The organism is Thiothrix subterranea, assembly GCF_016772315.1.
GTDB lineage: Bacteria > Pseudomonadota > Gammaproteobacteria > Thiotrichales > Thiotrichaceae > Thiothrix > Thiothrix subterranea.
Map to the genome: position 1 here is coordinate 3,839,641 of NZ_CP053482.1, position 18,392 is coordinate 3,858,032.

14 protein-coding genes are annotated in these 18,392 nt (G+C 49.7%); 12 read left to right on the forward strand and 2 right to left on the reverse strand.

The window, feature by feature from the left end; all coding sequences use genetic code 11:
* Nucleotide 1: 1 nt before the first annotated feature.
* A complete protein-coding gene (locus tag HMY34_RS18945) occupies nucleotides 2-6,085 on the forward strand; it encodes a CHAT domain-containing protein (RefSeq protein WP_202716967.1) in 6,084 nt (2,027 codons plus the stop codon).
* Here the strand turns inward: HMY34_RS18945 and HMY34_RS18950 are convergent.
* On the reverse strand, nucleotides 6,074-6,658 hold the full coding sequence (locus HMY34_RS18950; protein ID WP_202716968.1) for a Maf family protein: 585 nt from the start codon (nucleotides 6,656-6,658) through the stop codon (nucleotides 6,074-6,076). The two genes, HMY34_RS18945 and HMY34_RS18950, sit on opposite strands and share 12 nt — an antisense overlap.
* 74 nt (nucleotides 6,659-6,732) lie before the next feature.
* Here HMY34_RS18950 and HMY34_RS18955 point away from each other — a divergent pair, with 74 nt between their 5' ends.
* From HMY34_RS18955 to HMY34_RS19005, 11 genes are all read left to right on the forward strand, one after another.
* Nucleotides 6,733-7,278 carry a YceD family protein gene (locus HMY34_RS18955; protein ID WP_202716969.1) on the forward strand — a complete coding sequence of 182 codons (546 nt, stop codon included), beginning with the start codon at nucleotides 6,733-6,735 and terminating at the stop codon, nucleotides 7,276-7,278.
* Nucleotides 7,279-7,284: 6 nt separating this feature from the next.
* Nucleotides 7,285-7,479 (forward strand): 50S ribosomal protein L32, encoded by a 195-nt coding sequence (gene rpmF / locus HMY34_RS18960; protein WP_202716970.1) that lies wholly within the window; start codon nucleotides 7,285-7,287, stop codon nucleotides 7,477-7,479.
* Between the two features lie 85 nt (nucleotides 7,480-7,564).
* The gene (plsX, locus tag HMY34_RS18965; protein WP_202716971.1) at nucleotides 7,565-8,593 is read left to right on the forward strand and encodes a phosphate acyltransferase PlsX; all 1,029 of its coding nucleotides are present in this window, start codon (nucleotides 7,565-7,567) and stop codon (nucleotides 8,591-8,593) included.
* Nucleotides 8,590-9,558: a beta-ketoacyl-ACP synthase III gene (locus HMY34_RS18970; protein ID WP_323127451.1), complete on the forward strand. Its 969-nt coding sequence runs from the start codon at nucleotides 8,590-8,592 to the stop codon at nucleotides 9,556-9,558. Before plsX ends, HMY34_RS18970 begins: the two co-directional genes overlap by 4 nt.
* Complete coding sequence (locus tag HMY34_RS18975; RefSeq protein ID WP_202716972.1) at nucleotides 9,558-10,043, forward strand: CYTH domain-containing protein; 486 nt, start codon at nucleotides 9,558-9,560, stop codon at nucleotides 10,041-10,043. The genes HMY34_RS18970 and HMY34_RS18975 overlap by 1 nt, the downstream gene beginning before the upstream one ends.
* 7 nt (nucleotides 10,044-10,050) lie before the next feature.
* Nucleotides 10,051-11,397, forward strand: coding sequence for a DEAD/DEAH box helicase (locus HMY34_RS18980; RefSeq protein WP_202716973.1), 1,347 nt, complete (start codon nucleotides 10,051-10,053; stop codon nucleotides 11,395-11,397).
* Nucleotides 11,398-11,504: 107 nt separating this feature from the next.
* Entirely contained in the window at nucleotides 11,505-12,749 is a 1,245-nt protein-coding gene (locus HMY34_RS18985) for an AAA family ATPase (protein WP_202716974.1), read from the forward strand.
* The gene (locus tag HMY34_RS18990) at nucleotides 12,746-13,717 is read left to right on the forward strand and encodes a hypothetical protein (RefSeq protein ID WP_202716975.1); all 972 of its coding nucleotides are present in this window, start codon (nucleotides 12,746-12,748) and stop codon (nucleotides 13,715-13,717) included. The genes HMY34_RS18985 and HMY34_RS18990 overlap by 4 nt, the downstream gene beginning before the upstream one ends.
* Nucleotides 13,718-13,737: 20 nt before the next feature.
* On the forward strand, nucleotides 13,738-15,336 hold the full coding sequence (locus tag HMY34_RS18995) for a DUF262 domain-containing protein (protein ID WP_202716976.1): 1,599 nt from the start codon (nucleotides 13,738-13,740) through the stop codon (nucleotides 15,334-15,336).
* Nucleotides 15,337-15,345: 9 nt separating this feature from the next.
* Nucleotides 15,346-16,476, forward strand: coding sequence for a histidinol-phosphate transaminase (hisC, locus tag HMY34_RS19000; protein WP_202716977.1), 1,131 nt, complete (start codon nucleotides 15,346-15,348; stop codon nucleotides 16,474-16,476).
* The gene (locus tag HMY34_RS19005) at nucleotides 16,473-17,336 is read left to right on the forward strand and encodes a prephenate dehydrogenase (RefSeq protein WP_202716978.1); all 864 of its coding nucleotides are present in this window, start codon (nucleotides 16,473-16,475) and stop codon (nucleotides 17,334-17,336) included. Before hisC ends, HMY34_RS19005 begins: the two co-directional genes overlap by 4 nt.
* Nucleotides 17,337-17,359: 23 nt before the next feature.
* Here the strand turns inward: HMY34_RS19005 and HMY34_RS19010 are convergent, their stop codons facing one another.
* Nucleotides 17,360-18,298 carry an alpha/beta hydrolase gene (locus HMY34_RS19010; RefSeq protein WP_202716979.1) on the reverse strand — a complete coding sequence of 313 codons (939 nt, stop codon included), beginning with the start codon at nucleotides 18,296-18,298 and terminating at the stop codon, nucleotides 17,360-17,362.
* Nucleotides 18,299-18,392: the final 94 nt, after the last annotated feature.

Consider the following 18,392-nt stretch of genomic DNA (forward strand, 5'->3'; position numbering starts at 1 on the left):
TATGTCTGACCAACCAGATTCAGTGCAAGCGACACCTGCATCACCGCCAGTGTCAGCCATTCTTATACCCGTCACGGATACGCCGCTGAGTCACTCGCAAGCGTTTCCCGCTGCATTAGGCGGAATATCCCGCAGTGGTGACGGTAGCGCCTACGATGAATTAATCAATCATCGGGTGGTGCACGTCACCAAAGTCTATGATTTATCAGCCAAACATTCACGTTCCACCGATCCCAGCCAAAAAGAGCAACACTTCTTGGGCAACAACCAGCAGGTGTTAGCGCTCGAAGCCGAAGATGGCACGACCCTGTTTTTATCACCCGAACAATTGCGCGAACGCTTATCTACGCTGCCTGCGAGTGGATTTGAGTTGCTGGATCTAAGCAAGCTCCGTGATACGACTGCTGCTTCACGGGGGTTAGGGGATTGGATTTGGTCAAAATTATCGGTCTTGGAATTAGTCCCGGATAGTTTGGTGGCTGCGGCAAAAGACAAAGCACTGGAATACTTGGAAGAACGTTTGGGGGAAGAGCTGCGCGAGAAACTCGGTGATTTAGCGGTTCCACAAGCATCCTGGCTGGGGGCGAAAGCCTTGATGCACGTGGTCGAATCCAAATTGGCGGGTGAGCCGGGTTTATACCAGTGGAAAACGGAGCGTTTGCGCCACAGTGATCGGGTTGATCCCAGTGTTAGCCATTCGCCCTACCAAGGGCTGGTGGAGGCGGCGCAACAGGGCAAGCCGATTTTGGTGTTTATCCACGGGACGGCTTCGCATACGTTTGGCAGTTTTGGCGATTTGCGTTCTGGGAAAGATGGGGCGTGGGAGCAACTGACGCGGTGTTTCGGTGAGCATGTTTACGGCTTTGAACACCGCACGTTTTCCCAAAGCCCGATTGAAAACGTGTTGGAATTGGTGGAACTGCTACCCAAAAATACCACCTTGTCGGTAGTGACACATTCACGCGGCGGCTTGGTCGGGGATTTATTGTGTTTGGGCAATCTGAAAGACGCTGAAATCAAGCGTTACTATCACAAAGCGCCGCTGGATCGTCAGGGCCGCCGCCAAACCGAAACCGCCGTTGAGAGCCAATTACGCGAACGCCTTGCTAAAGAAGAACAAGCGCAGTTGTGCCGTTTACGGCAATTGCTGGGTGAAAAGCAATTCACGATTCAGCGCTATGTGCGGGTCGCTTGCCCAGCGGCGGGTACGTCGATTTTGTCAGAAAACCTCGATGTGTTTTGTTCCAGCCTGTTGTCGCTGTTCAATATGGCAGCCAGCATGGTGCCGGTGGTCGGCGGGGTTATTGGCAGTAATATTTTGTCGGTGGTGCGGCGTTTGGTGCTGGAAATCGTGCAAAAGCGCATCGATCCGCATTTGATTCCGGGGCTGGAGGCGATGTTGCCGGATTCACCGCTGGCAGCGTTACTGGCGCAAGCGTCGCGGCGCGATAATATCAAAATGGCGGTGATTTCTGGGGATGCGGAAGGCGGTGCTTTGCTCAAACGCATTATTACCTTGTTCGCGGATTGGGTTATTTTTGACAATTTCGATCATGATTTGGTAGTGGATTCGCAATCCATGCGTGGCGGTTTGGCGCGGCGGGGCATGACGTATGAGTGCTTTGTGCGCGGTGGCGATGTTAGCCATGTGCATTACTTTATGCGGGATAGAACCCGTGCGGCGCTGTATCTGTGGTTAACGCACCCACAACCGGAAACCTTGCCGGGCTTTAATTTATTGCCGATGGATAGCGCCTTCCTCAAAGAAGTGGCTTGGGAAGCACCGCCACTTTCACGGGATGCGGGTGTGGATACGCGCCCAGTCTTGTTCTATTTGCCGGGGCTGATGGGGTCGCATTTGGAGGTGTATGCCAGCGGTGACAATAAACCCGGTGAAGGCAATCGCATTTGGTTTGATCCGACCGATTTATTTGTCGGGGGGCTGAGCCTGCTTACCCTTGATGAGAAACACTCGAATGTGCGCCCTGAGGGGATTTTCAGTCGTTATTACGGCGATTTGGCGAATCATTTGACGAGCACGTTTCAGGTAATTCCGTTTGCTTACGACTGGCGGGATGATTTGCACAAGGCAGCGGCTGATCTTGCCAATAAGATTCGGCAGGAACTGGCTAAACAGCCGCAGCGCCCAATCAGCCTGTTAGCCCATAGCATGGGCGGGTTGGTGGCACGTTTAATGATTGCGTTGAACCCAGACTTGTGGGACGAGATGGTGAAGCGCCCGGGTTGCCGTTTTGTGATGTTGGGTACGCCTAATCACGGTTCGCACATGGTGGTTGAGGCATTGCTGGGGAAAGCGGATTCGGTGCGTAATTTGGCGCGTTTTGATTTCCGGCATGATATGAATGAGTTGTTGGGAATCATTGGTGGTTTTACAGGGTTGTTGCAGTTGTTACCCCGCCCCGGCTTTCAAGATGTCGGGATGGATAGCGCTAATGCGCCGCTGGATTATTTTCAGTCCAGCGAATGGCGTGATGCCAAAGGTCGTAATCAAGACCGTTGGTTTGGCGATGCATTATGCGCCGAGCCATCCGATGCGGCATTGCAGCTTGCCAGCAAATTTTGGGCAGCGTTGCAAGATCAAACCGATAACGGTATTAAACACGCGCAACAGATTGCGTATGTTTTTGGGGCGGATAAGCATACCCCGTGCGGTTTGACCCTGCATGAAGCCGAGCGTTGGCAAATGTTGGGGACGCAACAAGGCGATGGGACGGTGACGTGGGCGTCAGGTAAATTGCCGGGTTTGGCGAATACGTGGTTTATGCCGGTCGATCATGCGCGTTTGACGTGTGATAAACGCTATTTCAACGCCATTACCGCCTTGCTGTTGACGGGCAAAACGGATGCGTTGACGCAGCAATTGCCCAGTACTTCACGCGGGATGCGTAGTGTCTACCCTTACGAGCCGCGTCCGGTATTGCGCCCCAGTAATGAAGAGCTGGAAATGGCGTTTTTCCGCACCACACCGCAACGTGAGTTGAATCAAGACCTTGCGCAGGCGTTGCAGGTGAGTGTGTATGCGATGGATTTACGCTTTACCCAACACCCGATCATTTGTGGGCATTACCTTGCCGATGGCATTGCGGGTACGGAGGCGCAAATTGATCAACACTTGTTGGATGGCGCTTTAACCCAGCGTTCGCGTTTGGGCATTTATGCAGGCGATAGCGGCACTAACACGATTGTGCTGAAAGCCCGTAGCCCCGAAGACCGCAAGCGGGGGACGCGCCATGGGGCGATTATTGTAGGCTTGGGTGAGTGGAATACGATCACGGCACAAACGATTGCCGAAACGGTGCGGGATGGAGTGTTGGAATATTTGTTGTACAGCGCGGAACATGATGTCGCATTGGATAGCAATGCCACCATTAAGCCGCTGATACTCAACAGTTTGCTGGTCGGTTACAACTCCACCGCCCACATTAGTATTGTGTCATCCATTGATGCGATTGTGCGCGGGGTGTGTGCCGCGAATCAGCAATTCCGCAATACCAAACTCAAGCCGGGCTTGTGTGTGGGCGAATTGCGTTTTGTGGAATTTTTCCTCGATACCGCGATTACGGCGGCTCATGCGGTGCGTGAATTGCCGTTACGGGTAGAAAAGGATCTGGAGCGTTTGGAAGCGCGGGTGATTCCCGCCAGTGAGTTGAAGTTCTACAAAGAAGCGCCCCGGCAACGTCTGAGTGAACGTTCGGCTGGCGGCTACTGGGCGCGGCTTATGATCACCAATGATGATGATACAGCGGAAACGAACGCCATTGCGAAAAAGCTGAAATACGTGTTTCTCTCCGAACGCGCCCGTGCCGAGGCGATTGAGCACATGCGCCAGCCCGGTTTGATTGAGGCATTGATCCGTGAACAAGTGACCAAGCCGTCGTATGATGCCGATGTGTGTCGCACCTTGTTTCAATTAATGATTCCCTTGGATTTCAAAACGGCAGCGCGGCAAACCGAGCAATTGCTGTTGGTATTGGATGCGTACACCGCCAACTTGCCGTGGGAAATGCTGCAAGCGGATGATGAGCCATTGGCATTGAAAATGGCGATGGTGCGGCAATTGGTGGCGTTGCGTTACCGCAAAACAGTGCGTGGCAGCCTGAAAAATACCGCGTGTGTGATCGGGAATCCGGCAACGACGGGGTTTTTCCGGCATTACCCCGTGGATAATCAACCGCGTAGCCCAACGGGTGATGGTAGCTTGGCTTCTTTGCGCGGGGCAACGGAGGAGGCGCACGCTGTGGCGCAGGCATTGCGTACCGCTAATTACGCGGTGGAAACGCTTTATCCCGCGTCGTCTAATGCCGCGCCGGAACACACCGCGATTCAAGTATTCAACACGCTATTCAAGCGCCCGTATCGCATTTTGATGATTGCCGCGCACGGGGTGGTGGGAATCGTCGGGAAAGATGGGGTCGAGCGCAGTGGGGTGGTGCTCTCTGATGGGGTGATGATCACGGCGGCTGAAGTGGGGCAAATGGAAGTGGTGCCGGATTTGGTGTTCCTCAATTGCTGCCATTTGGGTGAAATCAGCCAGATGCCATACAGCAGTTATAATCGCTTGGCTTACGGGGTTTCGCGCGAATTGATCGAAATGGGGGTGCGGTGCGTGATTGCGGCGGGCTGGGCAGTCGATGATCAGGCCGCCAAAAGTTTTTCGACGGAATTCTTCCGCCAGTTTGTGGAAAGCAATCAACCGTTTGGTGCTGCGGTGTTTCGCGCCCGCAAACACGTTCACCAGAATTACCCGAATTCCAATACGTGGGGCGCGTATCAAGCTTACGGCGATCCTGTTTATGTTTTGGATAATAGTGAAATAGCGCCCAAACACCGCGAAGTCTGGACGCCGGTTGCCCCGCAGGAATTGCTGATCAAATTGGAAGATTTGCGCATCAGTCATCAGCATTGCACCAATACGAGTCAAAAGTTGTCTTTTGCAGCGTTGCAAGAGCGCATTAGCTGCCTGTTGAAAGCAGTACCGAGTGAGTGGCTGGATAAGCCTGATGTGCAATACAAGTTGGGGCATGTGTACGCGGAATGGGGCTGTGATGGTTATGAAGCAGCGTTGGAGGCTTACCGCAAAGCGATTCAGGCCGATAGCCGCAACGGGCAAGTGCCACTCGCTGCTTTTGAGCAATTATCAAATATCGAAGTGCGTCATGTGGCTAGTTTGTCCCAAAAACTGTGTGCGCAATTGATGACGCTGGATGCCAGCCAGATGCAAGACGCGGTTCGCTGTAAAGCACTGCGTCAGGATTTGCGTCAATACCCCGACTGGTTAAAGCGCATTGATAAAGCAGTAGAGCGTTTGGAAAATCTGTTCGCCTTGCAGCCGTTGGATGACGAGGCGAAAATCCCACCGTCGCAGGCAGAACGTTACAGTTTGATTGGCAGCGCTTGGAAGCGTAAGGCACAAGTGCAGGCTAATATTGATGAAATTTTACAGTTTTTACAGTTATTGTCGCCAAAATCTGGTTCGGATAAACACTTATTGGTTGATCTGCTCGAATGTGAGAGTAAGTTACAGAAAAAGCTAACAACACTGTCTGATTGGTCGAAGGTTGCGCATTCCTTGGCGTGCAGCAGTAAGGCGTATAAAAAAGGCGAAAACATGACCTTTAATGGCGAGTTTAACGCTTATCCCTTGCTCAATCGCTTGCAATTGCAGGGGGTATTAGCACCGCAACAAGACGCAGAGGCGCGTGAAAAACACATGGCGTTGGCGCGTCAGGCACAGGCTCATGCGCGGCAATGTTTCCAGAATTCGTATGATTTCTTTGATGCGGTCATGGTGGCTGATGCAGAGGTGGCGTTGTACTTATTGCAAGCCGATTATAACGATGAGAATGTTGGGCGCTTAGTCGGCGCGTATCAGGAAGCCATGCACAAAGTTTCCAAAACGGCGCGTGAATTGGGGTCGGTGATTGAGCAATTGCATTTTCTGGCACGCTTAACGGCAATGCGCGACCGTGAAACTGGCAGCACGGCAGGATCACCGTGCAGCACTATTTTGGATAAAGTGGCAAAAACCTTGCAAAATTATCAGAGTGGTGCATCAATTCAATAAGCTGATGCCGACTGTTCGCAACATCTCACTTAAACGAATCAGCGGCAACCCCATCAAGGCGCTGGGGTCGTCGCCATGCATACGCTTAAATAAAGTGATTCCTAGGCTTTCCGAACGGAAACTGCCTGCGCAATTATAGGGCTGGTCTTTGTGTAAGTATGCATCTATTTCCGCATCGCTCAATTCACGGAAATCCACCGCAAATGGCACAACATCCAACTGATACGAACCATCACGGCTGTCATACAAGCACAAGCCCGTCAGGAACGCGACCGTTTGCCCAGAGGCGTTTTGCAATTGCTTGACGGCATTTTCATGATTGCCCGGTTTGCCGATCACTTGCTCGTGTAAAACTGCACACTGATCCGAACCAATAATCAACGCATCAGGGTATTGCGCTGCGACCGCTTGCGCTTTTTGCAAGGATAAGCGTAACACCATGTCACGCGCACTTTCGCCCGCTAGACGGATTTCATCAATATCCGGTGCAGCAGTCTCGAAGGGGCAATGCAGGCGTTGCATCAGTTCGCGGCGGTAGGGGGAGGTCGAGCCAAGGATCAAAGTTCGCGTCATCGTTTAAAGTATCCCAATAAAAAAACAGAAATTTCTTTACACATTATAGGCTGGATTCATATAATCCCGCGCTTATGTTGAACAGACTACCCGTAGACGTTAATCCCTTTAAACTGATTGAGCAAGGAAGATGCTTAGTCGGTGTTGTGCCGTTGCAGCAATTACCGCGTTTAGCGGCGCTTGCTTTAGATGGAACGGAGGATATGGCCGTAACCTTGGATTTCACCCGCAGTGCTGGTGGTCGTCCAATGATCAAGGGACATATCCGTGGCAAATTACTGTTGGAATGCCAACGTTGTATGCAGCCCGTGACGATTAACCTTGATGCGCCCGTACAAGTAGCACTGACAACGTTTGAGTCGGATGAACGCCCCGAACAAGAAGGCTTAGAGGCTTGGTTGATCGAGGACGAACGGCTGTTTATACAGGATTTCGTTGAAGATGAAATTCTTCTGGCTCTGCCTTTAGTGGCAAAGCATGAGCAGTGTGAACCGTTGCGCAAGTTGATTGAAGCCTTGCCGTCGGATGAGCCTGTTACAGAAAATGAGCAAGAGGATGTTGCGGCTAGCGCCAAGAAAAATCCCTTTGCAGTGTTAAAAAATTGGAAAAAACCGGAGTAACAGACTATGGCAGTCGGTCAAGCTCGAATGACTCGTTCAAAACGCGGTATGCGCCGTTCACACGATGCACTTTCTAACCCTACTTTGTCAGTGGATGCAACCACCGGTGAAACACACTTGCGTCATCACATGACTAAAGACGGTTTCTACCGTGGTCGTCAAATCATCAAAACGGCGGTTGCTGCGGATGACGAAGCGTAAGTGGTAACACCACGCGCTTTTTCTTGACACAATCGACTAGAATCGCGGGCTTGACCCGCGATTTTTTTTCAGGAAAGGGGATAGTATGGCTGAACGGTATCGCATCGCGCTGGATGCGATGGGTGGGGATCATGGGCTGTCAGTGGTAGTACCTGCCGCTTTGGAAGCTTTGAAACAACACAAGGATATTGCCTTGATCTTGGTGGGCGATGAAGCTCAGATCACTGCCGAATTGACGCAACACAAAGCCACACTGACAGACAATCTCAGCATACGCCACGCCTCGCAAGTGGTGCAGATGGATGAAGCGCCAGCCACTGCCCTGAAAAACAAAAAAGATTCCTCCATGCGCGTCGCCATTAATTTGGTAAAAGCGGGTGAAGCCGACGCAGCGGTGAGCGCAGGCAATACCGGCGCACTCATGGCAACCGGACGTTTCGTGTTGAAAACCTTACCCGGTATTGACCGCCCCGCGATTTGCAGTATTTTGCCGTCGATGAAAGGGCATACCCACATGCTCGACTTGGGCGCGAACGTCGATTCCGAAGCGGAACACCTTTACCAGTTCGCTCTCATGGGTTCAGAACTCACCAAAGCCATCGACAATAACCCTAATCCCCGTGTCGGCTTGCTGAATATCGGGCAAGAAGCCATCAAAGGTAATGAGCAAGTCAAAGCTGCTAATGCCTTATTGCAAGGTAGCCCGTTGAATTACATCGGTTATGTGGAAGGCGACGACATCTATTTGGGCAATGTCGATGTGGTGGTGTGCGATGGTTTTGTGGGCAATGTTGCGCTCAAAACCAGCGAAGGTTTGGCGAAGATGATTTCCGCGCACCTCAAGCAAGGTTTTAAAGCCAACCTGTTTACTAAAATAGCTGCATTAATTTCTTTACCCGTGTTGAAATCATTCCGCAACAAATTTGACCCTAGAAGCTATAATGGTGCAAGTTTGCTGGGGCTACAGGGTATTGTAGTTAAAAGCCACGGCGGTGCGGATAGTGTGGCGTATGCGAATGCGATCAGCATTGCCCGCACCGAAATTATCGAAAAAGTCCCCCAGCGTATTCATAAGCAGTTAGAAAATTTGCTCGCACAGAGGCAGACAGCATGATCTATTCTCGTATTACCGGTACTGGCAGTTACTTGCCAGAAAAGATTCTGACCAATAAAGACCTCGAAAAAATGGTCGATACCACCGATGAGTGGATTTTTGAACGTACTGGTATCCGTGAACGTCATGTCGTCGAAACGGAAAGCGCCTCTGATCTGGCGGAACACGCTGCCCGCCGTGCCTTGGAAATGGCGGGGAAGCGCCCCGAAGATGTTGACCTGATTATTGTCGGCACATCCACCCCCGACTTGGTGTTTCCGAGCACCGCTTGTTTGCTGCAAAACAAGCTCGGTATTCGCAATGGCGCAGCGGCGTTTGATGTGAATGCCGCGTGTGCTGGTTTTGTGTTTGCCTTGAGTATTGCTGACAAGTTTGTGCGCACCGGCACCAGCAAATGCGCCTTGGTCGTGGGCGCAGAAGCCATGTCAAAGATCCTGAACTGGGAAGATCGCGGGACGTGCATTTTGTTCGGCGATGGCGCAGGTGCGGTGGTGATCGAAGCCAGCGAAGAGGCAGGCATCCTTTCCACACACGTTCATGCGGATGGTGCTTACGACCAGCTCTTAAATGTGAATGGCGGTATTTCACGCAATCAAGACGCATTGCGCAGCGATGGCCCACAGATGCAAATGCGCGGCAACGAAGTCTTTAAGGTTGCCGTCAATACCTTAGGGCGCATTGTGGATGAAACGCTTGAAGCTAACGGCATGACCAAAGCTGACGTGAATTGGTTAGTGCCGCATCAAGCCAATATCCGCATTATTCAAGCCACCGCGAAAAAATTGGATATGTCGATGGATCACGTCGTGGTCACAGTCGAGTCACACGGCAATACGTCCTCCGCCTCGGTGCCATTGGCATTGGATACTGCCGTGCGTGACGGACGTATCAAACGCGGCGAAATCATTTTGCTGGAAGCCTTCGGTGGCGGCTTTACGTGGGGTTCGGCGCTAGTGAAGTTCTAATGGCGACCGAAATCGAACGTAAATTTTTACTGGTATCGGATGCGTGGCGAGCCTTAATCAGCCGCTCGGAATCTTTCCGCCAAGGCTATTTGAGCAGCAGCAAGCGAGCCTCCGTGCGGGTGCGCATTGCTGATGACACCGCGACGCTCAATATAAAAGGCATGACCTTGGGCGTCCAACGCCCTGAATACGAATACGAAATCCCGTTGCCTGACGCGACGGAATTGTTAGATCAGTTGTGCGAACGCCCACTGATTGAAAAGACCCGCCATTTCATCGAGTTTGGCGGCAAACTGTGGGAAATAGATGAATTCCACGGTGACAACGCAGGCTTAATTGTCGCGGAAGTCGAACTCGATGCACCGGATGAAGTAATCCCCATGCCCGACTGGGCAGGTGCAGACGTTTCACATTTGGAACGCTATTACAACGTCCGTCTTACGCAATATCCCTACAGCCAATGGTCGGCTGAGGAACGAGGTTAATTACACAATGCTATTTTCTGAACTCGGCTTGTCCGAGCCGCTGTTGCGTGCCATCAGCGAACAGGGTTACGACACCCCCACTCCTATCCAAGCACAAGGCATTCCTGCTGTTCTGTCCGGTCGCGACATTATGGCGGCGGCGCAAACCGGCACGGGTAAAACCGCTGGTTTCACCTTACCGATGCTGCATTTGCTCTCGGCTAACGGCAATGCGCCCAAATCCAATCATATCCGAGCCTTAGTGCTGACGCCGACCCGCGAACTGGCTGCTCAAGTCGGTGAAAGCGTGCGCGATTACGGCAAAAACCTGCCGCTGACTTCTACCGTCGTATTTGGTGGTGTGAGTGCCAACCCGCAAATGATGGCGTTACGCCGTGGTTTGGATATTCTGGTGGCAACACCGGGGCGTTTGCTGGATTTATACGACCAGAACGCGGTGAAATTTTCCCAAGTGGAAATGCTGGTGTTGGACGAAGCAGATCGCATGTTGGACATGGGGTTCATCCGCGACATCCGCAAAATTCTGGCGTTGTTGCCGAAACGTCGCCAAACGTTGATGTTTTCCGCGACGTTCTCCGACGACATCGTGGCGCTGACCAAGGGTTTATTGAATAACCCTGTGCAAATCTCAGTTAGCCCACGCAATGCGGCGGCGAATACCGTGACGCAATCGGTTTTCTTGGTGGATAAAGCGCGTAAAACTGCGTTGTTGAGCCACTTAATCCGTGAAAATCAGTGGGAACAGGTGTTGGTGTTCTCGCGCACCAAACACGGTGCCAACCGTTTGGCTGAAAAGCTCGAACGCGATGGCGTAACCGCTGCTGCGATCCACGGCAACAAAAGCCAAGGCGCACGTACCAAAGCACTGGCGGATTTCAAACAAGGCAATATCCGCGTACTGGTAGCGACTGACATCGCGGCGCGTGGCTTGGATATTGAGCAATTGCCACACGTCATCAACTTCGAGTTGCCGAACGTGTCGGAAGATTATGTGCACCGTATCGGGCGTACTGGGCGTGCGGGCGCAACGGGTGAAGCGATTTCCTTGGTCGAACCGGAAGAATACGGTTTTCTCAAAGGCATCGAAAAGCTCATTAAGCAGCAATTGCCCCGTGAACCGTTGCCCACGATCAGCGTTGCCCCGACCCGTGCGTTGACGGCCGCCGAGATTGCCAAAGATGCGGAAGCGGATCGTCCGCGCCCTGCGCAACATCGCCCCGCTAACCGTCGTAGCAGCTCGCAGAAGAGTGATGTCCGCAAAGCCGCTGGTTTGCCGCCGGTGAAGAAAGCCGAAGGTGCCGCAGCGAGCAAGCCGCGTCGCCGTCGCCCTAACAAGCCGAAAGCGGTCGCGTAAATAGCTTACTTATTAATGTAATGTCGGATACTGTAGTCACAGCCCGACATTAAGTGTCTATAATAAGCCGATGATGTTTCCGTGATGTGTTCAGAAGGAGTTATGCTATGCCTCTTTTTAGTGTAGAAGTTGAAGGTTATCGAGCCTTCCGTGACAAGGCTAAAATTGATATACATCCGTTAACACTTCTTTATGGTGAGAACCAAGCAGGCAAAAGCACCTTGCTGCGCTTATTGGTTTTGTTAGCTGACTCACTTTATTCTGGTCGTGGTCTTTTAAATTTGCATAGCTCGGTTATTCCGAAAAACGTAGTCTTTAGAGACTTAGGTTGGTTAGGGGCGGGCAATGAGTCAAGTAAACCCAGTTTTAGCTTGAGTGGGCATAATGGTGCATCATTGACACTCAAGTTTGGCGATGAAGGCGGAGTTCTTGTTGATCGTATTACTTGCAAAAAAGAGCATAATTTATTTGATGCATGGTTAGCAGGGCAGGTTCATCGAACTAATGAACATTTCCAAGGTTTGTATGAAGGTGAATATGGAGATCAAGAGTGGAGTGGCACGCTAAAATTTGAAAATTTAATACCTAAGGGACTTCCTGACGGTATCAATCAGATTGTTGCGTCTATTCAAGATGATTTCAGCAGGTTGGAATACATACAATGGTTGGGTATTAATCGAATTATTGATGGAAATGGTGATGGTAGAGGGGCAGCTCGCTGTTGTCTGTCTGATGGTTCTGATTTAATTTCTCTTATTAAGGGCGATTTAGAAAAGCCAATTTTAGAGTCAGTTTCTACTTGGTTGAGACAGCAAGGTTTAGGGGAAAGCATTGTTATTCAGGAGTCTATTAATAATCCGCCTATATTTGCCATTAAATCGAGACGAGGAGTAAAAGAGTTGCCTGCTTCTCTTGCTGGTGAAGGTGTTCGCTCTCTATTGCCCATTTTATTATGTATGGCATGGGCAGAGATGAAGCAAGAAAGAACGCCTTCATTTCTTGCTATTGAAGAACCTGAATCGCATTTGCATCCGACTCTTCAAGTGAAATTCTTTGATCGTTTGGTTGAAACAATCAAATGTGGCATTCCTGTCGTTTTAGAGACGCATTCCGTTTATTTGCTGAGAGCTATGCAACTTGCTATTTTAGAAGGTAAATTGTCAACTGATGATGTTGGACTTTATTGGGTTGGTCAAAAAGATGAGAACTCAGCTTCAGCTTCATTTGTCGAAAAAATAACGATTGAAAACGATGCAAGGCTAAGCGGTTGGCCACTAGGAACATTTGAAACAGAGCAAGAGCTTTCTTACGAAATCATGGACTTGCGCTGGAAAAAAGGTACAGACTCATGATGATATGGATGGATGATGCACTATTTTCAGGGAGTCGTTATATTGATTGCTTGAGTGTATTGCATAATGCGGCTATTCGTGGTCATTCATTAACTATTTCAAATGATCCTTCCGCAAGACGAGGTTCACCTAACTTTGATGAATGGAAGCGCTCTTTATCGGAAAAAATTAAACATGAAGTCGATAATATACTGGATAAACTAAAAGTAATTCCATCAAATATAGCTGATCGCGGATTTTCTAAGCGTTTGCTTATTACAAATCGGGAATTTTCTATTAGTAACGTTTGTTTTGTCCGTCTTGATGAAGCGGTTCGTGCCGTTTCATTACCACTACACATACTGGTAGAAAATCAGATTAATGATGCTGCATTTTTGCGCCATGTGATGCCACCGGATTGTAGAGAAGAATTAGAAAAATTGGAGAGACGGGGGCAAATACGTTATATTCAAGGTGGGGGACTTACAGAGATTCTAAAACTTATTAAGTTTCACATTAAGGATGATAACTCGCGTTTAGTATTTGGTTTGCCTGCTGATGTATGGAAATTACTTCATTTTATTATTTATGATCATGATGGAAAGACAAGTGATTCTCCAAGTTATGATTCTAAGAAAACATATTTAATATGTGAAGATAATGACATGCTTCATAGAAGTCATCGGTTGATGCGTAAGTCACAGGAGAATTATATTCCTGTCGATGCTTTGAAAGAAATTGTCAATTTTAAGAAAAAAATTAATAATTCTCAAAAAGAAGAAACACAGAGAAATATAGGATCGTATGAAAAAAGTGGTGATAAGCGATTCTTTGAAGATGTTGTGAAATTATCATCTAATGAAAAACTGTTTAAGAGCGTTTTCGGAGAAGATGCTTATGAAGAAATTTGGAAAGATGAGTGGTTTGAAAAAGATGGTTCTTGGCCTGAAATGAGAAAATTGGCTGAATCAATTGTATCATCTATGTAACTAATTTTTAGGGAATCTTTATGGCTTTTTATGAAAAACAACCTTTTATCCAGCCACTCTATCAATTAGTGAGCGAGGTGATGCGAGGCGATGTTCGAGTACCACGTTTTCAACGTGCTGGAACTCAAGATACGTGGAGTCCAGATCAACGTGGTGATCTACTGGATAGCTTGTATCGAGGTTATCCGGTAGGAACAATTTTGTTGTGGTCTACAAATGATACTATTACAACAATTGATGAAGTTGGTGGTTATAAAATTCCTCGCAGAGAGGATGGCACAACATTGCGCTTGTTATTAGATGGGCATCAACGCTTGTCAACGTTAGTGCAAATCCTTGGTGCTGGATTGGAAGCCGATATTGAACGCTCTGGTAAGAAAGATGAAGTAGATAATAATGAAAGATGGTTTTTTGATTTAAACGGTAATGATCAGCAAAGTCGTGAGCGTTTTATTCTATTAAAGCCAAACGTGAACCCCGATGATGCGCAATTACCGATAGATATATTGTTAAACAGATTTAAGCTAAACAAATGGATTCGGGATCATCGTGATTTAACAGATGAACAAATCAAGGATGTGGATAGTTTGCGTGATAGATTGCGTGAATATCAGATACCTGTGGCTGTGTTGGTTGCTGATTCCTTAGATGAAGCTACGGTGAGTTTTAAACGAATAAACTCTAGTGGTACTCCGATGGATGATTTTAATATGGTTGCTGCGCTGGCATTCCAAAATAATTTTGATTTAAGAGATGTTTTTGAATCTGCTAAAATAAAACTATTAGCGGATTTTGGTAAGTGGCAAGACACACCTGATTTAGACCTTCTTAGAATATGTGCTGGTATTTTAGATGATAAACCAGCGAACATCAAGGTTGAAAATTTAGCTAAGAAATTAGATCAAAAATTGATTGACAAGGCTATTGGTGGAGCAGCTAAAGCAAGTCAATTACTAACATTATGCGGTGTGCATGGGCCGGAAGCCTTGCCTTATTCTTGGCAATTAATAACGTTAGCTATTGTGTTAGAAAAAGAGGGCATTAATACAGAAAGCGAAAACACTAAAAAGGCCGTAGAAAAATGGTTTTGGTTAACAACGTATGGTGAGGTGTTTGCAGGTGTAAATTCAGCTATTTACAAAAGAAGTAGTGAAGCACTTAAAGAGATGTTGTCAGGTAATGGCTATGAAAAGATGGACAGAGATATTACGAAAAAAGTGCGTCCTGTCCAAAAATTTGATTTCCGAGCCGTGCGTTCTAAAGCCTGTGCATTATTAATGGCACGTCAATATGATGACGGTCATCTTGATGGCGAAGCTCATAAGGCTTTTGCGACAGGACGAACGGCTATGCAACCATTATCAAAAGATGGCAAACGTTCTAATTGGTGGGATTTAGCTATTGTACCAACGGAATTGGTTAAAGTACGTGATGTATTGCGTCGAAAAGAACAAGGTAGTGCCAATGCAGAAGATAATGATATTTTATACAGACTTGGTATGGTGAATACCTCTGATGCCAATATCACTATAAATGATATGCTTCTGGCTCGGAAAGCATTATTTTTAGGTCTTGAGAAGACGTTTGTGGAAGAATTAGGGTTAGATTGGGTAGAGTGAGTAAAACGAATGCAAACGACTGTTGATTTCAAAACACTGGCGGTAACGGGCGTGCAAGCCTTGCATCCTTACCAACCGGGCAAACCCATCGAAGAGCTGGAGCGCGAACTGGGGATTACCAATATCCTCAAACTGGCTTCCAACGAAAATCCCCTCGGCGCAAGCCCCAAAGCGCAAGCGGCGATGGCGGCGGTACTTAAATCGCTGGAACTCTATCCCGATGGCAGTGGCTACCAGTTAAAGGCGGCGACTGCGGACAAGTTTGGTCTGCAAAGCTCACAAATCACTTTAGGTAACGGCTCTAACGACGTGCTGGACATCATTGCCCGTGTGTTTTTAGATAATAGCCGTGCCGCCGTCTTCTCAGAATACGCCTTTGCGGTTTACCCGATTGTAATTCAAGCCGTGGGCGCAGAATTGCAACCTGCCAAAGCGAATCCGCCCAGCCATGACACCATGCCTTACGGGCATAATCTGGCAAACCTTGCCGCGAAAATCACCGACAAAACCCGATTAGTGTTCATTGCGAACCCAAATAATCCGACAGGGACGTGGTTGGGTAAGGAGGAGCTGCACCGTTTTCTAAGCCGCGTGCCGAATGATGTCATCGTCGTCATCGACGAAGCCTATACCGAATACGTGACCGACCCGACCTTCCCGAATGCGTTGGCGTGGCTCGCGGAATTCCCGAATCTGATTGTGACGCGCACGTTTTCCAAGATTTACGGTTTGGCGGGGGTGCGGGTCGGTTATGCCGCCTCTAGCTCTGCGATTGCGGATATGCTGAATCGGGTGCGTCAGCCGTTTAACGTGAATTCACTGGCTTTGGCGGCGGCGCAAGCGGCGTTGGGGGATGATGATTTCCTTGAACGTAGTGTGGCGACGAATGCGGCAGGTTTGCAGCAATGGTTTGCGGCGTGTGCTGAGAATGGTTGGGAATACATGCCGACAGCGGGCAATTTTATCACCATTAATATGCAGCGTCCGGCGGCACCGTTATATGATGCGTTGTTGCGCGAAGGCGTGATTGTGCGCCCGATTGGTGGGTATGGTTTGCCGCAACATTTGCGGATTACGGTTGGTACGGCGGCGCAGAATACGCGCTGTATCAAGGCGTTGCAGAAGGTTCTTACCGCGTGATTAAGAAATTGGTTATCTTTGGTGTCGGGTTGATCGGTGGGTCGCTGGCGTTGGCGTTGCGTGACGCACATTTCTGCGAAACGGTGGTGGGGTGCAGTCGCAATGCGGCGCACTTGCAAAAAGCGGTGGATTTGGGGGTGATCGACAGCTTCAGCCTTGACCCAGCAGAGGCGGTACGCGATGCCGATATGGTATTGCTGGCGGTGCCGATGGGCGCAATGCGGCACTTATTGCAGCAAATCAAACCGGCATTGTCGGCGGATGCGATTCTTACCGATGCAGGCAGCACCAAAGGCAGTATCGTGGCGGAAGTGGCGCAGGTGTTTGGCGCGGATTTCACCCGTTTTGTGCCAGGGCATCCGATTGCAGGGCGTGAAAAGAGCGGGGTGGAAGCGGCAATTCCTGATTTGTACGTCAACCGCCGCGTGATTTTGACCCCGCAGGCGCACACGGATGCGGATGCGATTGCCAAAGTGGAAGCGATGTGGCGCGTGACGGGCGCATTGCTGGAACAAATGCCGGTAGAATTGCACGATCAGGTGTTGGCAGCGACCAGCCATTTGCCGCATGTGCTGGCGTTTTCGCTGGTGGATACGCTGCTGAATATGCCGCAGCGGGAAGATATTTTGCGCTATGCGGCGGGTGGATTTCGCGATTTTACGCGGATTGCATCGAGCGATCCGGTGATGTGGCGGGATATTTGCCTGACCAACAAGGCGGCGATTCTGGCGGTGATTGCGGCTTTCCAACACAATCTGGGCGAATTTGCCGCGCTGATTGAGGCGCAAGATGGCGAATCGCTGCACAATCGCATGGCAAATGCCAAACAAGCCCGCGACAATTATGTTGCTTCACTTTGAAGTTAGGAATCCATTCAAGGTTATCAGTGCATCCACTCCACCATGTCGGCGATCACTTCGTCACCGTTTAAATCCCGTCCCAGCATGTGCCAGCCTTGCGGATAACGGATAAACCGCGTTTTGCCAGATTTTGGTAGGCGTTGCCACAAGCGTTCAATCGGCTTTTTCGGGATAATCTGGTCTTTATCGCCATACAGTAGCAACACCGGCAAGCTAAGGCTGTCTGCTGCGCTATACGCTTTGTCCATTAAATCCACGACGCCATTGAGCGTGTCGATGCGTGTGCCTTTGATCATCCACGGGCTTTTCCAGATACGGCGCAACATGACTGTGTTGTCAGTGGGGCGAATTGCGAGGCTTTCACCCGTTGGTTTCCAGCCCGGCGTCAGGCGCAACGCGGCTTGGTGCGCCCAACGTTGGTAAAACGGTTGAGTAGCGCGTGTCCATACCGCAGGGGCGGCAAGGATAATACCGTCAGCATCCAATTTCCCCTGTGCGGCGGCTAACAATGTCACTGCTCCGCCCATTGAAAAACCCAGTACGTAAAGTGGTCGGTCTGGGTACGTTTGACGCAACTGGCTGGCAGCTTCGCGGGCATCGTGCGCCATGCGTTCCGCACTCGACCATAAGCCGCGATACGGTGAACGCCCAAAGCCGCGCTGATCGTATGCCCATACCTCAACGCCGTGTTGAGCGAGCGTTTCACACATTTCGTCAAACGCTCCGGCGTATTCGTTGAGGCCGTGGATCAGCAATAACGTCGCTTTGGGTGTGCTATGTGCTTGCCAGTGGGTCATTACTAACTCCGTGCCATCGCTGGTGCGTAGCAGTGGCTGTTGCACCAGTGCGGGCGGTGCTTGCGTGGTTTTGAGCGGAATACTGGCGGGTGTGCAGGCACTCAACCCGCTGATTACAACAATCAACAGCAGTATCGCACCGCTGGAGAGCAATAAATTTACCATTTAACCGGGTGTCCAGCCGTTAAAAAACGCGATTATGCCATACCTTAAAATGAAGATTGCGGACAAAGCTTCTGTTGCAACTTGGCAAAGCTTA

Bases quoted from the DNA above. Each gene is read 5' to 3' on its own strand.
- HMY34_RS18945 (WP_202716967.1), top strand. From the start codon at position 2: ATGTCTGACCAACCAGATTCAGTGCAAGCGACACCTGCATCACCGCCA.
- HMY34_RS18950 (WP_202716968.1), bottom strand. From the start codon at position 6,658: ATGACGCGAACTTTGATCCTTGGCTCGACCTCCCCCTACCGCCGCGAA.
- HMY34_RS18955 (WP_202716969.1), top strand. From the start codon at position 6,733: ATGTTGAACAGACTACCCGTAGACGTTAATCCCTTTAAACTGATTGAG.
- rpmF (WP_202716970.1), top strand. From the start codon at position 7,285: ATGGCAGTCGGTCAAGCTCGAATGACTCGTTCAAAACGCGGTATGCGC.
- plsX (WP_202716971.1), top strand. From the start codon at position 7,565: ATGGCTGAACGGTATCGCATCGCGCTGGATGCGATGGGTGGGGATCAT.
- HMY34_RS18970 (WP_323127451.1), top strand. From the start codon at position 8,590: ATGATCTATTCTCGTATTACCGGTACTGGCAGTTACTTGCCAGAAAAG.
- HMY34_RS18975 (WP_202716972.1), top strand. From the start codon at position 9,558: ATGGCGACCGAAATCGAACGTAAATTTTTACTGGTATCGGATGCGTGG.
- HMY34_RS18980 (WP_202716973.1), top strand. From the start codon at position 10,051: ATGCTATTTTCTGAACTCGGCTTGTCCGAGCCGCTGTTGCGTGCCATC.
- HMY34_RS18985 (WP_202716974.1), top strand. From the start codon at position 11,505: ATGCCTCTTTTTAGTGTAGAAGTTGAAGGTTATCGAGCCTTCCGTGAC.
- HMY34_RS18990 (WP_202716975.1), top strand. From the start codon at position 12,746: ATGATGATATGGATGGATGATGCACTATTTTCAGGGAGTCGTTATATT.
- HMY34_RS18995 (WP_202716976.1), top strand. From the start codon at position 13,738: ATGGCTTTTTATGAAAAACAACCTTTTATCCAGCCACTCTATCAATTA.
- hisC (WP_202716977.1), top strand. From the start codon at position 15,346: ATGCAAACGACTGTTGATTTCAAAACACTGGCGGTAACGGGCGTGCAA.
- HMY34_RS19010 (WP_202716979.1), bottom strand. From the start codon at position 18,298: ATGGTAAATTTATTGCTCTCCAGCGGTGCGATACTGCTGTTGATTGTT.